Source organism: Polynucleobacter bastaniensis (assembly GCF_018882205.1).
GTDB lineage: Bacteria > Pseudomonadota > Gammaproteobacteria > Burkholderiales > Burkholderiaceae > Polynucleobacter > Polynucleobacter bastaniensis.
Genome location: NZ_JACVOU010000003.1, coordinates 51924 through 66125 on the forward strand (window position 1 = coordinate 51924; position 14202 = coordinate 66125).

The following is a 14202-nucleotide window of genomic DNA, read 5'->3' on the forward strand; positions in this document are numbered from 1 at the left end:
CGCCAGATGGTTTACATCGATGCGTAGTTCGGACCACCACCACCTTCAGGGCTAATCCAAACAATATTCTGACTTGGATCCTTGATGTCGCAAGTCTTGCAATGCACACAGTTTTGCGAATTAATTTGTAACTGCGGTTGACCATCTTTTTCTACATACTCATAAACCCCAGCAGGGCAGTAGCGTTGCTCTGGACCGGCATAGGTTTTGAGATTCAAGCTTACTGGTACCGATGCATCTTTTAAGGTCAGATGGATTGGTTGATTCTCAGCATGATTGGTATTGGAGATAAATACTGATGAGAGGCGATCAAAAGTAATCTTGCCATCTGGTTTTGGATAGTCAATTGGCTGATGCTGTGCTGCTGGCTCCAGGCATTCATGATCTGCATGCTTTAAATGAATCGTCCAAGGCATATTGCCACCCAAGAGTTTTTGCTCAAGGCCCACCATGAGAGTGCCAAGGTAGAGTCCTTTAGACATCCACGGCTTAAAGTTACGCGCTTGGTTTAGCTCGGTACGCAACCAGCTATTTTTGAAGGCGCTTGGATAGGCTGCCAACACATCAGCAGAACGATTATCGGCAAGTGCGGCAACCGCAGCCTCAGCTGCAAGCATGCCGGTCTTAATGGCAGCATGACTTCCTTTGATGCGTGAGGCATTTAAGAACCCAGCATCACAACCAATCAGTGCACCACCAGGGAACACTGTCTTAGGTAAACTATTTAAGCCGCCCGCTGTCAGTGCCCGTGCACCATAAGCCAGGCGCTTACCACCTTCAAAGGTTTCCCGAATCTTGGGATGCAACTTATAGCGTTGAAACTCTTCAAACGGAGAGAGGTAGGGGTTCTTATAGGACAGCCCAACGACCAAACCAACGGCAACTTTGTTGTCACCCAAGTGATACAAGAATGAGCCGCCATAGGTATCGCTCTCTAATGGCCAGCCAGCGGTATGAACCACGAGACCAGGCTTGCTCTTGGAGGGCTCGACTTCCCATAACTCTTTAATGCCAATGCCATAGCTTTGTGGATCAGCATCTTTATCCAATGCAAACTTGGCAATCAGTTGTTTGCCTAAATGTCCGCGTGAACCTTCAGCGAATAAGGTGTACTTGGCACGCAAGTCCATACCAAGCTGAAATTGATCGGTGGGTTGACCTGCTTTATCCAAACCCATTGAGCCCGTAATGACGCCACAAACTGCGCCTTGCTCGTTATAGAGAATTTCTGCAGCCGGAAAACCTGGAAAGATTTCTACGCCCAGATTCTCAGCTTGTTGACCTAGCCAGCGAGTGACATTAGCCAAACTGACAATATAGTTACCTTCATTTTTAAAGCAATGGGGCAGCATCCAATTGGGAACTTGAAATGCGCTCTTTTTAGTTAGAAATAAAAACTGATCTTGGTTTACTTCGGTATCTAGTGGTGCACCTAACTCTTTCCAGTTGGGGAAGAGTTCAGTCAACGCTTTGGGGTCCATGACTGCGCCAGAGAGAATATGTGCGCCGATTTCAGAGCCTTTTTCGAGTACGCAGACGCTAATCTCTTTGCCAGATTCACCCGCTAGCTGTTTTGCTTTGATGGCAGCAGACAAGCCTGCAGGACCGCCCCCCACAATGACGAGGTCGTAGTCCATGGATTCTCTGGGTCCAAACTGTTCGAGTAATTCCTGGGCAGTCATTTCATTTCTCCGGCATTACCTATGATTTTGAGCATTTCTGCTACTTTTAAAGCACTACGCAATACCTATAGTTTAGTTCTAAGCCATAAAAACCGAGTAAGTGCCCAATGCCAATGGGCTTTTAGCCTAAAGCGTTATGATTACTTTTTTACCTTTTTTGGCAATATTAGGACGAATTTATGAATAAAACTTATCCATCGGCTGTGGATGCCCTGCGGGATATCTTGAAGGATGGCCAAAAACTTGCTGTTGGCGGTTTTGGCTTGTGCGGGATTCCTGAGGCCTTGATTCAGGCCGTTAAGGACCTTGGCGCGCAAAATCTGACTGCGATTGCTAATAACGCTGGGGTGGATGGCTTTGGTTTAGGTTTACTTCTGAACTCAAGACAAGTTAAAAGGATGGTTGCATCCTATGTAGGTGAGAACAAAGAATTTGAGCGTCAGTTTTTGGCTGGCGAGCTTGAGCTGGAATTTACTCCGCAAGGAACCCTAGCTGAGAAGTTGCGTGCTGGCGGTTGCGGCATTCCTGCTTTTTATACCAAGACTGGTGTCGGCACATTGGTAGCTGAGGGCAAAGAAGAAAAAGAGTTTGATGGTGAGCGCTACATTATGGAGCGCGCAATCGTTTCTGATATCTCACTCGTGAAGGCATGGAAGGCTGATAAGTCAGGTAATTTGGTGTATCGCCTTACGGCTCGCAACTTCAATCCAGTGGTAGCCATGGCTGGCAAGATTACTGTTGCTGAAGTAGAAGAGATTGTGGAGAACGGCGAATTGGATCCCGATGAGATTCATACACCAGGTATTTACGTTCAGCGTTTGGTACTGAACGCTAAGCCTGAGAAGCGTATTGAGCAACGCACTTTGTCTGCTGCTTAATACCCCTAGACACCATATAAAACAGTACAGAATATTTAGGAAGATCGATATGCCTTGGAATAGAGATGAAATGGCAGCACGTGCTGCTAAAGAGTTAAAGGATGGTTATTACGTCAATTTAGGTATTGGCATGCCAACCTTGGTAGCTAATCATGTGCCGGAAGGCATGGAAGTGTGGCTGCAGTCTGAGAACGGTCTATTAGGTATTGGCCCATTCCCAACTGAAAAAACGATTGATGCCGATTTAATTAATGCGGGCAAGCAAACAATTACGACTTTGCCTGGCTCCTCCATTTTCTCTTCTGCAGATTCCTTTGGCATGATTCGTGGTGGAAAAATTAATATCGCGATTTTAGGTGCGATGCAGGTCAGTGAGTATGGTGACTTAGCGAACTGGATGATCCCCGGCAAGATGGTGAAGGGTATGGGCGGCGCCATGGACTTGGTTGCTGGCGTAAAGCATGTGGTTGTCTTGATGGAGCACGTTGCTAAGAAAAAAGACGGCACAGAAGAAATCAAGATTCTGCCGAAGTGCACTCTGCCACTAACAGGTGTGGGTGTTATTAGCCGCATCATTACTGACCTTTGCGTTCTCGACATCACGCCAAAGGGCTTGAAGTTGGTGGAGTTAGCTCCTGGCGTAACTAAAGAGGAGGTCATATCCAAAACAGGTGCCCCTATAGATGTCTCAGGTTTCTGACCTTTTTTGTTGGATAGTGAAATAATGGGGTCAATGACCCCATTTTCTTTTTTAAAGATTCCTTTATGAGCGTTGTAGATCATTCACTTCACGCACACAAGCAGGGTGATGCTAAGCATACCCATAGCAAGGAAGTCTCTAATCAGAATCTCTTGTTTATTGCCTTGGTGCTCACACTCGGTTTTTCAGGAGTTGAGGGTGCCGCTGCTTACTTTGCGAATTCTTTAGCGCTGATATCAGATGCTGGTCATATGGTGACCGATGCTGCTGCGCTGGGCTTAGCATTGTTGGCGCAAATTATTTCCCGTCGTCCGCCATCACCAAGACATTCGTTTGGATTCGGAAGAGCCGAGGCCTTAGCGGCTTTTGTTAATAGCATTGCGATGTTGGCCTTAGTCGCATGGATTATGTTTGAGGCAGTGAGTCGTTTCTATGACCCGCATAAGGTAGATGGCTTAACAGTCACGATAGTAGCTGCCATTGGTCTGCTCATGAATATTGTGGTGGCATGGGTGCTGTCGCGCGATAAAAAGAGTGTCAATACCCGCGCTGCCTTGGTTCATGTCATGGGTGATTTGCTGGGATCTATAGCTGCTCTAATTGCGGGTATCGTGATTCAGCTTACTGGATGGATGCCAATTGATGCCATCTTATCTATCCTAGTCTCCCTTTTAATTTTGAAGTCCACTATTTCTATTCTGAAAGAGTCCTATCACTTCCTAATGGAGGGAGTACCTCTACATATCGACTATTTACAGGTTGGTCAGGATTTAAAAAAGGTGCCAGGTGTTTTGGCAGTGCATGATCTGCACGTCTGGGAAATGACTCCTAGCTTCCCAGCACTGATTGGTCATATTGAAATTGAGCGTATTGCCGAATGGCCTGAAATCATGGCACGTATTAATGAGATGCTGCTTGATAAACACGGAATTGATCATGTGACCTTGCAGCCAGAAGTTCCTGGTATGGCTGATGAGCATGCGCATGACGCGCACCTGAATGATGAGATTCAAAAGCCGCATGTGATTCATGATGGCGATACCTTCTTCGTTACGTGCACAAGCCCTGATGGTCCCCATCGTATGGCTTACCACGCCTGGGGTAATCCTAATAATTCCAAGGTATTGGTTTGTGTACATGGTCTAACACGCAGGGGAAGTGATTTTAAAACCCTGGCAGACACAATGAGTCAGGACTATTACGTTGTTTGCCCAGATGTGGTCGGTCGCGGAGATTCGGATCGATTAAAGAACCCCATGCTCTATGGCGTTCCCCAATACGTGGCAGACATGGCGAGCTTAATTAAACAGCTTAACGTTACTCAAGTGAATTGGTTTGGAACCTCTATGGGTGGTTTGATTGGTATGGTCTATGCCGCAATGCCTAAGAGTCCGATTCGTCGTATGTTAATTAATGATGTGGGTCCACGCATTGAGCCTGAGGCCATCAAGCGCTTAGGCTCTTATGTTGGCCAGCCTTTTAGTTTTTCTAATCGTGCCGATGCCCTGCAGCGCCTCAATGAGATCTGTGCATCTTTTGGCAGTCACACTCCAGAAGAGTGGGAGATTTATAACGGCCCCATGCTTGTACAAAAGGATGGACTTTGGGTAATGCACTACGACCCAGATATTTCTGTGCCGTTTGCATCGGTCAATCCGATTATGGCAAAGGCTGGAGAGATGGCGATGTGGCATGCCTTCAAGCAAATCCATATCCCCATGTTGATTGTGCGTGGCGGTGAGTCGGATTTACTTTCAGCTAAAACTGTGGCCGAGATGTGCAAGGTCAACCCTTACATTCGGAGTATTGAAATTCCGCAAGTGGGTCATGCACCTGCCTTTGTGAAGTTAGAACAAGTGACTTTAGCAAAAGAATTCTTTAGTTAAGGATTTCAGTCATCCATGTCAAATGCTTCTTCTGCATCTGAGAGCATCAAAATTATTGATGGATGGTATGGCGAGCCCTCTGAAAATCATGCTGCTGGGGTTCTCAGCATACTGAAATTGCTGCACTTAGACGAAGCAACACTTACTGCTGCACATCATATTGCCCGTACCCATGGCAAAGAATCACTCACCAAACTGATTGGCGATGAGTCAGCCAGACTACTAATTGGCTATCGAGGTCTTAGGCAGGCTCAAGCCAAGCTGGTGCGCAATGATGGCGGTCTGAGTATTTCTGGGCAAGAAGAAATGCTCAGAAAAATGTTACTCGCTTTTGGTGATGACTTACGTGTCGTTTTGATTTATCTTGCTTCGCGCTTGCAAACGCTGCGTTGGATCAATCAAGAAAAAATCGAGATGCAAAAAGCTTGGGCACAAGAGATTCTGAATATTGATGCATCGCTTGCGAATCGCCTCGGTATTTGGCAAATGAAATGGGAGATGGAGGACTTGGCCTTTCGAGTTCTCTCGCCAGAGATCTATCGTGACATCGCCAAGATGTTGGATGGTAAGCGTATTGAGCGTGAATCTTTCATTCATCAGATTGTGAGTAGGCTTAAAGAAGAATTAAATGCTGCCCGCATTGAAGGTGAAGTCCAGGGTCGCCCAAAGCACATCTATAGTATTTGGAAAAAGATGCAGGGCAAGTCACTCGACTTTGCTAATCTCTATGACGTCAGGGCCTTTAGAGTTTTAGTAGATGACGTTAAGTCCTGTTATGCCATTTTAGGAATAGTGCATAACGTTTGGCAGCCAGTGCCCCGTGAATTTGATGATTACATAGCCAGACCAAAGCTAAACGGCTACCAATCTTTGCATACTGTAGTAATGGATGAACATGGGACAGCATTTGAGATTCAGGTGCGTACCAATGAAATGCATCAACAGGCTGAGTATGGCTTGGCTGCGCACTGGCGTTACAAAGAGGGTGCTTATGTCGGCGTAGCAACTCCGCCAAAAAATAAATCCAATGATGCAAATCCTAATCATCAAACGGGCACCCACAGCGCAGCAGTTGCCTATGAGCGCCAAATTGCTTGGGCAAGGCAACTCATTTCCTGGAAAGAAGATGCTTGGGAGCAACTCAAGCACCATGAGATCGATGATCATATTTATGTGCTCACTCCATTAGGAAAAGTGATCTCATTAGAGAAAGGTTCATCGCCTATCGATTTTGCATACGCAGTTCATACCGACCTGGGTCACCGCTGTCGTGGCGCTCGAGTAGATGGCGCGATGGTGCCTTTAGACACGCCATTGCAAAATGGTCAAACAGTTGAAATCGTCGCCGTAAAACATGGCGGTCCCTCACGTGATTGGATTAGCCCAAGTCGTAATTACTTACGCTCACAGCGTGCTCGCACACGTGTTCGCGCTTGGTTTAATGCTTTGGATGATGAGGAGGCGGGGTCTAAGTCCACTGACACCAAGGTGGAGCAAAAGAAGGAGACGAAAGTAATTACTCCAGCCCCAGAAATTATTCTTAAACAAAGCGCTCGCAAGCAGGGTCAGGTAGGCGATGTTTTGGTAGTGGGGGTAGATTCATTGATGACCCAGTTGGCACGGTGCTGCCGGCCGGTTCCACCCGATGCGATTGCAGGTTTTGTGACCCAAGGTCGCGGTGTATCGATTCATCGACGCTCTTGTAAAACGTTTAGAGGTTTGTTGGAGCGAGCCCCTGAGCGCGTTATTCAAACCGCCTGGAATAATTCTGGGCTTGAAACAGCCACCATAAATGATCCTAAGCGCGTATTTCCTGCGGATTTAGCGGTAACCGGGCTAGATCGCCCTGAGCTGATGCGCGAGCTATTTGAGATTCTGACAAGGCAGGGTGTCCACGTGATTGATCTTCGCAAATCTGCCAAGCGGGGCCTTGCGCAAATACTGTTGACAGTGGAGATTAAAGACTCGGAAGCCCTGAGACTCACCCAAAATGCATTAGAGGAAGTCAAAGGAGTGACCCAAGTACGGCGCCGGTGATAAACTCTATGGCTGATATAGGCTCGTAGCTCAGCTGGTTAGAGCACCACCTTGACATGGTGGGGGTCGTTGGTTCGAGTCCAATCGAGCCTACCAACGAATAAAGACCCAAAAGTGCGCGGTTGCCCAAAAGCTCCCGCGCTTTCTTTTTGGTGAATGTTGTGTAGTAAATCAGTCTTTCGGCTGAATCTTAATAAGATGGAGCGGTCATGCTTGTAGTTACTCTGCCAGATGGATCTAAACGTGAGTTCGAGGCTCCCGTGCGCGTTCTTGATGTTGCCCAAAGCATTGGAAGCGGCCTTGCCAAGGCTGCCCTCGGCGGCATTGTTGACGGGAAAATGGTTGATGCTAGCTTTGTCATCGACAAAGATAGTCAATTAGCCATCATCACGGACAAAAGCCCAGAGGCGCTGGAGATTGTGCGCCATTCGACTGCTCACTTATTAGCCTATGCCGTTAAAGAGTTATTCCCAGAAGCGCAAGTTACTATTGGCCCGGTCATCGAAAACGGTTTTTATTACGACTTCTCATTTCATCGCCCGTTCACACCAGAAGATTTGCTAGCGATTGAAAAGAAAATGGCTGAGCTCGCTAAAAAAGATGAGCTAGTGATTCGTACAGTAATGCCGCGTGATGAAGCCGTGAAGTTCTTTAAAGATCAAGGCGAAAATTACAAAGCAGAGATTATTTCTAGCATCCCGCAGGGTGAAGACGTGTCTTTGTATGCAGAAGGGAAGTTCACTGACTTATGCCGCGGACCCCATGTGCCATCTACTGGCAAGCTCAAGGTATTTAAGCTTCTGAGCGTTGCTGGTGCCTACTGGCGTGGCGATAGTAAGAATGAGATGTTGCAACGGATCTATGGTACAGCTTGGTTGAAAAAAGAAGATCAAGACGCCCATTTGCATATGCTCGAAGAAGCTGAGAAGCGTGACCACCGTCGCCTTGGTAAGTTCTTAGATTTATTTCACTTTCAACCTGAAGCGCCGGGTTTAATTTTCTGGCATCCAAAAGGTTGGTCAATTTGGCAAGAGGTTGAACAGTACATGCGCCGCGTTTATCAACGCGAAGGCTATCAAGAAGTGAAGGCTCCCCAAATTTTGGATCGTGGCCTTTGGGAAAAGTCTGGCCACTGGGATAACTACAAAGAGAATATGTTTACAACGGAGTCGGAGAATCGCGCTTATGCATTAAAGCCGATGAACTGCCCAGGACACGTACAGATTTTTAACTCAGGTTTACATAGCTATCGCGAGTTGCCATTGCGTTACGGCGAGTTTGGCCAGTGCCATCGCAACGAACCCTCAGGTGCTTTACATGGCTTGATGCGCGTTCGTGGCTTCACGCAAGACGATGGTCACATTTTCTGTACTGAAGATCAAATTCAGTCTGAAGTAGCAGCGTTTGATAAGGCGGTTCGTGAGGTCTATGAAGACTTTGGCTTTACTGAAGTGGCTGTTAAGCTGGCCTTGCGTCCTGCGAAGCGTGTTGGTGATGACGCCATTTGGGATAAGGCGGAGGCCGCCCTTCGTGGCGCCTTGACTGTCTCAGGCCAAGAATGGGAAGAATTGCCAGGTGAGGGTGCTTTTTATGGTCCGAAGATCGAATATCACCTCAAAGACTCGATTGGCCGTACTTGGCAGTGCGGCACGATTCAGGTGGATTTCTCAATGCCAGCCCGTTTAGGCGCTGAATATGTGACAGAAGAGAACACCCGCAAGGCTCCAGTGATGCTTCATAGAGCAATTGTGGGCTCTTTAGAGCGTTTTATTGGCATTTTGATCGAAAACCACGCTGGAAATATGCCAGTTTGGCTTGCTCCGACCCAGGCTGTAGTCCTGAATATCTCCGATAATTCTGCTGCATATGCTCAAACAGTCCAGCAATCTCTGAAAAAACAAGGGTTTAGAGTCGAATCGGATTTGCGGAATGAGAAAATTACGTATAAAATACGCGAGCACGCATTACAGAAGCTCCCATTTTTGTTAGTTGTAGGGGATAAAGAAGCAGAAAGTAATTCGGTGGCCGTTCGTGCCCGTGGCGGAGTGGATTTAGGCGTTATGCCTCTTGATGCCTTCGTTGCCCGACTCCAGCAGGATATTTCTCAGAAAGTCGGACCCGAGCTTAGCTAGGGGTGGAATGGTTTTTATTGTTTTTTTAAAGGAATTAAGAAGATCGCTACTGATAAATCGCAGCGCATAAATCGGGAGATTACTGCTCCTGAAGTGCGTCTGATTGGACTGGATGGAGAACCCATCGGTGTAGTTAAGTTGAGTGAAGCCCTGGCTTTAGCAGAAGAGAAAGAAACCGATTTGGTTGAAATTGCTCCGACGGCTGTGCCACCTGTAGTCCGGATTATGGACTTCGGCAAATTCAAGTACCAAGAAGCCAAACGTTTGCATGAAGCCAAGCTTAAGCAAAAAGTGATTCAGGTGAAGGAAGTGAAATTCCGTCCCGGCACAGATGATGGTGACTATGGTGTGAAGCTACGCAATCTAATCCGCTTTTTGGAAGACGGCGATAAGACAAAGATTACGCTGCGGTTTCGGGGTCGTGAAATGGCTCACCAAGAAATCGGAGTCCGAATGTTGGAACGTTTGAAGTCAGACTTGGTTGAGCATGGTCAAGTAGAACAGTTTCCAAAGATGGAAGGTCGTCAGATGGTGATGGTATTGACCCCATTCGTAAGGCTAAGTAATAAACCAAATCGCAAGATAGGGTTTGTTGTTTAAGTAGGGAGGAGTTCCTAAGAATTAATAAGGGCTCTGGTAGTTAGAAGTGCTTCTAGGTACAGGAAGCGTAACCGTCGGTTACCACCTATGTTGCACAAGTAATTGAAGGGGTGCTTTATGCCCAAGATGAAGAGTAAGAGTAGCGCCAAAAAGCGCTTCACGGTTCGCGCAGGCGGAACGATTAAACGAGGCCAGGCTTTCAAACGCCACATCCTCACCAAGAAGACCACAAAGAATAAGCGTCACCTACGTGGTACTACCGAAGTTGCGAAGGCAGACGTTAAGTCCATTCGCTCCATGCTTCCATACGCTTAACCTCAGACTAGATTAGGAGAAATAAATGCCAAGAGTCAAACGTGGGGTTACAGCAAGAGCCCGTCATAAGAAAATCACCGATGCCGCAACAGGCTATCGTGGACGTCGTAAAAACGTATTCCGTATTGCTAAGCAAGCAGTTATGCGTGCTGGTCAATATGCATACCGCGACCGTCGCAATAAGAAACGTGTATTCCGCGCATTGTGGATTGCTCGTATCAACGCGGCAGTTCGTCAGCATGACATGACCTATAGCGTATTCATGAATGGTATGAAGAAAGCTGCGATCGAACTCGACCGCAAAGTGCTTTCTGATATGGCCATTGCTGACAAGGTGGCTTTCGCTGCTTTGGTTACTCGGATCAAATCCGTAGTAAGCGCCGCAGCTTAATTCTTAGTCCACTAAAAACTAAGCTGCAATGGTTTCTCTCGACCACATTGTCGAGGATGCTAAACGTGATTTCCTCGGAGCTGCCGATCCGGCAGCTCTAGAGGACGCGAAAGCCAAGTATCTCGGTAAGTCAGGTGTTCTCACTGAGCGTTTAAAAGCGCTTGGTGGAATGTCGCCTGATGAACGTAAGAGTGCTGGTGCTCAAATTAATCAAATCAAAACCCAAGTAGAAGCTGCATTACAAGAGCGTCGCCAAGCATTGGCTGATGGGGTATTGTTGCAACGTCTTGCGGCGGAATCAATTGACGTTTCTTTGCCTGGCCGCGGCCAAGCGGTAGGTAGCTTGCATCCTGTGATGCGCACCTGGGAACGTGTTGAAGAGATCTTTCGCTCGATTGGGTTTGATGTAGCTGATGGTCCTGAAATTGAAACTGATTGGTTTAATTTCACCGCCTTAAATAGTCCCGAGAATCATCCTGCACGTTCCATGCAGGACACCTTTTATATCGATGGCAAAGACTCCAACGGAAAGCCTTTGCTATTGCGTACCCATACCAGCCCAATTCAGGTTCGTTATGCGAGTGAGCATGTCAAGAAATATGCTCACGCTGATGTCATGCCGCCAATCAAAGTGATTGCGCCTGGTAGAACCTATCGCGTGGATAGTGATGCAACCCATTCGCCAATGTTTCATCAGGTTGAGGGCTTATGGATTGCTGAGAGCATTTCCTTTGCTGATCTCAAGGGCGTATATACCGATTTCCTCAGAACCTTTTTTGAAACGAATGAATTGCAAGTTCGTTTTCGCCCATCGTATTTCCCATTTACTGAGCCTTCAGCTGAAATCGATATGGCCTTCGGTAGCGGCAAGCTAGCTGGCCGTTGGTTGGAGATTTCTGGTGCAGGGCAGGTTCATCCAAATGTATTGCGTAATATGGGTATCGATCCAGAGCGCTATACCGGTTTTGCTTTTGGCTCTGGCTTAGAGCGTTTGACGATGTTGCGTTACGGCGTAGATGATTTACGTCTTTTCTTTGAGAACGATCTCCGTTTCTTAGCGCAATTTCCAGCTTAATCGGCTAACCTTTTAATAGTAGATAGCGCATATGCAATTTTCTGAATCTTGGTTACGCCAGTATGTCAATCCCTCACTCGATAGTAATGCCTTAGGTCACGCAATGACGATGGCTGGGCTTGAGGTGGAAGAGCAGTATTCAGTAGCGCCTGCATTTACGAAGATTGTGGTCGCACAAATCCTTTCGGCAGAGCAGCATCCCGATGCAGATCGCTTACGTGTTTGTAAAGTGGACACAGGAACTGGTCAAGAATTACAAATAGTCTGTGGTGCACCGAATGCACGGGCTGGCATCAAGATTCCTTGTGCATTAGTTGGCGCAGAATTACCGCCAACTGAAGCGGGTGCGAATTCAGCAAATAAGCCCTTCATAATTAAAGTAGGCAAACTACGTGGCGTTGAAAGCCAAGGCATGTTGTGCTCTGGTCGCGAGCTGGGTCTTGGCGATGATCATGAAGGTATTTTGGAGTTACCTGTAGATGCACCAGTTGGTGAAGATATTCGTAAATACTTAAACCTAGATGATCAGATCTTTGTCATTAAGTTAACACCCAATAAGGCTGATTGTTTATCTCTGATGGGTATGGCACGTGAAGTGTCAGCAATCACAGGTGCTGCATTGTGCGCTCCCAAGTGGACTCCTGCAGATGTCTCAATACAGGATAAGCTCAAAGTGAGCGTTGAAAACACCAATCTTTGTGGTCGTTTTGCTGGTCGCGTGATTCGTGGTGTTAATCCAAAAGCTCAAACGCCGGACTGGATCGTGCAACGTTTATCTCGCTCAGGTCAAAGAAGCATTTCTCCTTTAGTCGATTTGTCTAACTATGTGATGTTAGAAATGGGCCAGCCGACCCATGTATTTGATATTGATAAATTAACTGGTGACTTATCAGTTCGTTGGGCAAAGTCCGGAGAAAGCCTTGAGTTATTGAATGGTCAGACTATTACTTTGCAAGGTCCAGATTCTGCAGGCAAGATTCAAGATGCTGGCGTGGTTGCCGATCAATCAGGTCCCGTAGCATTAGCCGGGATTATGGGTGGCAATCACTGCGCAGTAACGGACGACACAAAAAATATTTATGTTGAAGCGGCTTATTGGCAGCCTTCAGCAATTCAGGGGCGTGCACGTCGCTTTAATTTCAGCACCGATGCAGCGCATCGCTTTGAGCGTGGTGTTGATCCTCAAAATACAGCTAACTGCCTTGAGTATTTAACGGCTCTGATTGTTGAAGTATGCGGTGGCCAAGTTGGCCCAATGGATGATCAAGTATTGGCTATCCCTGAGCGCAAACCAGTCAGCCTGCGTTTAGCACGTGTCATGAAAGTCATCGGTATTCCGCTAACTGCACAAATTATTACTGACGTGTTCAAACGTCTCGGTTTTGAGTTCAAGCAAGAGGCAGGTGATGTATTTGTCGTAACACCACCTAGCTATCGCTTTGATATCGAAATTGAAGAAGATTTAATCGAAGAAGTCGCACGTATGTACGGCTTTGAAAATATTCCTGATGTTCCACCAGTCTCCTCTTTAAAAATGAGTGTTAGGGCTGAGGCAAAGCGTGGAGTCCATTTATTGCGCCAGCGTCTAGCTCTGCAAGGATATCAAGAGGCAGTGAACTTTGGATTTACTGATCTTGAGAGTGAGCAACGCTTAGCTGCCGCTACTGAAAAAGATCTCATTGCTGTTCTCAACCCGATTGCCAATCAATATGGCGTCATGCGCAGCAATCTGTTGGGTGGTTTACTGGGTAATCTCAAGTCAAATCTGAATCGCGGTGCTGGCCGTGTTCGCTTATTCGAGACTGGCCGAGTATTTAAACGTGATGCTAGCGTGCGAGAAGAGGCTGGCAAAGTTGCAGGCTTTCATCAGCCGCAGCAGCTTGGCGGTTTGGCTTACGGCTCATTTATAGCGGAGCAGTGGGCAAGTGCCGATCGTGCAGTCGATTTCTTTGACGTGAAGGGTGATTTGGAGCGCGTGCTTGATCCCTTGCATTTCAGAACTGAGGCAGCCGTGCATCCAGCGCTCCATCCTGGTCGCAGTGCACAAATTCAGTTAGTGACACCAGCTGGCAAGCTCAACATTGGCTGGATTGGTGAACTCCATCCTAGACTGCAACAGGCTTACGAGTTACCACAGGCACCAGTGCTATTTGAAATGGATTTAGAGGCCATTCGCAATTTAGGTATTCCGCAGCCGGAAGAGTTGAGTAAGTTTCCTGCAGTGCAACGTGATTTGGCTGTAGTTGTGAAGCAGACTGTTTCAGCACAAACTTTGCTTGATGCAATGAATGCGAAGAAGCAGAACTTTGTTAAGGCAATTGAGCTCTTTGATGAGTTCAAGCCAAAGGCAGGTTCTAGTAGCATGGCTGATGATGAGAAAAGCCTAGCCTACCGTGTGACTTTGCTCAATCCACAGGAAACGCTTCAGGATGCACAAATTGAAGCGGTAATGACTGCTTTATTAGCGACACTCGAAAAAAATTGCGCAGCCCGTCTGCGCTAGGTT

General features: G+C 47.1%; 11 protein-coding genes and 1 tRNA gene. 11 read left to right on the plus strand and 1 reads right to left on the minus strand.

The features are described 5' to 3' along the window. Positions 1-11 precede the first annotated feature (11 nt). Positions 12-1682 (minus strand): electron transfer flavoprotein-ubiquinone oxidoreductase, encoded by a 1671-nt coding sequence (locus ICN22_RS06260; RefSeq protein WP_216169425.1) that lies wholly within the window; start codon positions 1680-1682, stop codon positions 12-14. A gap of 179 nt (positions 1683-1861) precedes the next feature. On the opposite strand from ICN22_RS06260, the gene ICN22_RS06265 reads away from it, so the two are divergent. The 11 genes from ICN22_RS06265 to pheT all read left to right on the plus strand — a co-directional run bounded on the left by ICN22_RS06265 (position 1862) and on the right by pheT (position 14199). Continuing rightward, a complete protein-coding gene (locus tag ICN22_RS06265; protein WP_216169426.1) occupies positions 1862-2560 on the plus strand; it encodes a CoA transferase subunit A in 699 nt (232 codons plus the stop codon). Between the two features lie 49 nt (positions 2561-2609). Then, positions 2610-3260, plus strand: coding sequence for a CoA transferase subunit B (locus tag ICN22_RS06270; protein ID WP_216169427.1), 651 nt, complete (start codon positions 2610-2612; stop codon positions 3258-3260). Positions 3261-3325: 65 nt separating this feature from the next. Next, a complete protein-coding gene (locus ICN22_RS11190) occupies positions 3326-5146 on the plus strand; it encodes an alpha/beta fold hydrolase (RefSeq protein WP_216169428.1) in 1821 nt (606 codons plus the stop codon). A gap of 15 nt (positions 5147-5161) precedes the next feature. Beyond that, complete coding sequence (locus ICN22_RS06280) at positions 5162-7183, plus strand: RelA/SpoT family protein (protein ID WP_216169429.1); 2022 nt, start codon at positions 5162-5164, stop codon at positions 7181-7183. A 19-nt stretch (positions 7184-7202) separates the two neighbouring features. Then, positions 7203-7279: transfer RNA gene (locus tag ICN22_RS06285), tRNA-Val, on the plus strand. A gap of 113 nt (positions 7280-7392) precedes the next feature. After that, positions 7393-9315, plus strand: a complete 1923-nt coding sequence (thrS, locus tag ICN22_RS06290) for a threonine--tRNA ligase (RefSeq protein ID WP_216169430.1) — start codon at positions 7393-7395, stop codon at positions 9313-9315. A 33-nt stretch (positions 9316-9348) separates the two neighbouring features. Further along, positions 9349-9915, plus strand: a complete 567-nt coding sequence (infC, locus tag ICN22_RS06295) for a translation initiation factor IF-3 (protein WP_439650987.1) — start codon at positions 9349-9351, stop codon at positions 9913-9915. Positions 9916-10032: 117 nt separating this feature from the next. Continuing rightward, positions 10033-10230 (plus strand): 50S ribosomal protein L35, encoded by a 198-nt coding sequence (rpmI, locus tag ICN22_RS06300; protein WP_046330084.1) that lies wholly within the window; start codon positions 10033-10035, stop codon positions 10228-10230. A 25-nt stretch (positions 10231-10255) separates the two neighbouring features. After that, positions 10256-10621 carry a 50S ribosomal protein L20 gene (gene rplT, locus ICN22_RS06305; protein ID WP_216169431.1) on the plus strand — a complete coding sequence of 122 codons (366 nt, stop codon included), beginning with the start codon at positions 10256-10258 and terminating at the stop codon, positions 10619-10621. A gap of 28 nt (positions 10622-10649) precedes the next feature. After that, on the plus strand, positions 10650-11696 hold the full coding sequence (gene pheS / locus ICN22_RS06310) for a phenylalanine--tRNA ligase subunit alpha (protein ID WP_216169432.1): 1047 nt from the start codon (positions 10650-10652) through the stop codon (positions 11694-11696). Between the two features lie 31 nt (positions 11697-11727). Further along, the gene (gene pheT / locus ICN22_RS06315) at positions 11728-14199 is read left to right on the plus strand and encodes a phenylalanine--tRNA ligase subunit beta (protein WP_216169433.1); all 2472 of its coding nucleotides are present in this window, start codon (positions 11728-11730) and stop codon (positions 14197-14199) included. Positions 14200-14202: the final 3 nt, after the last annotated feature.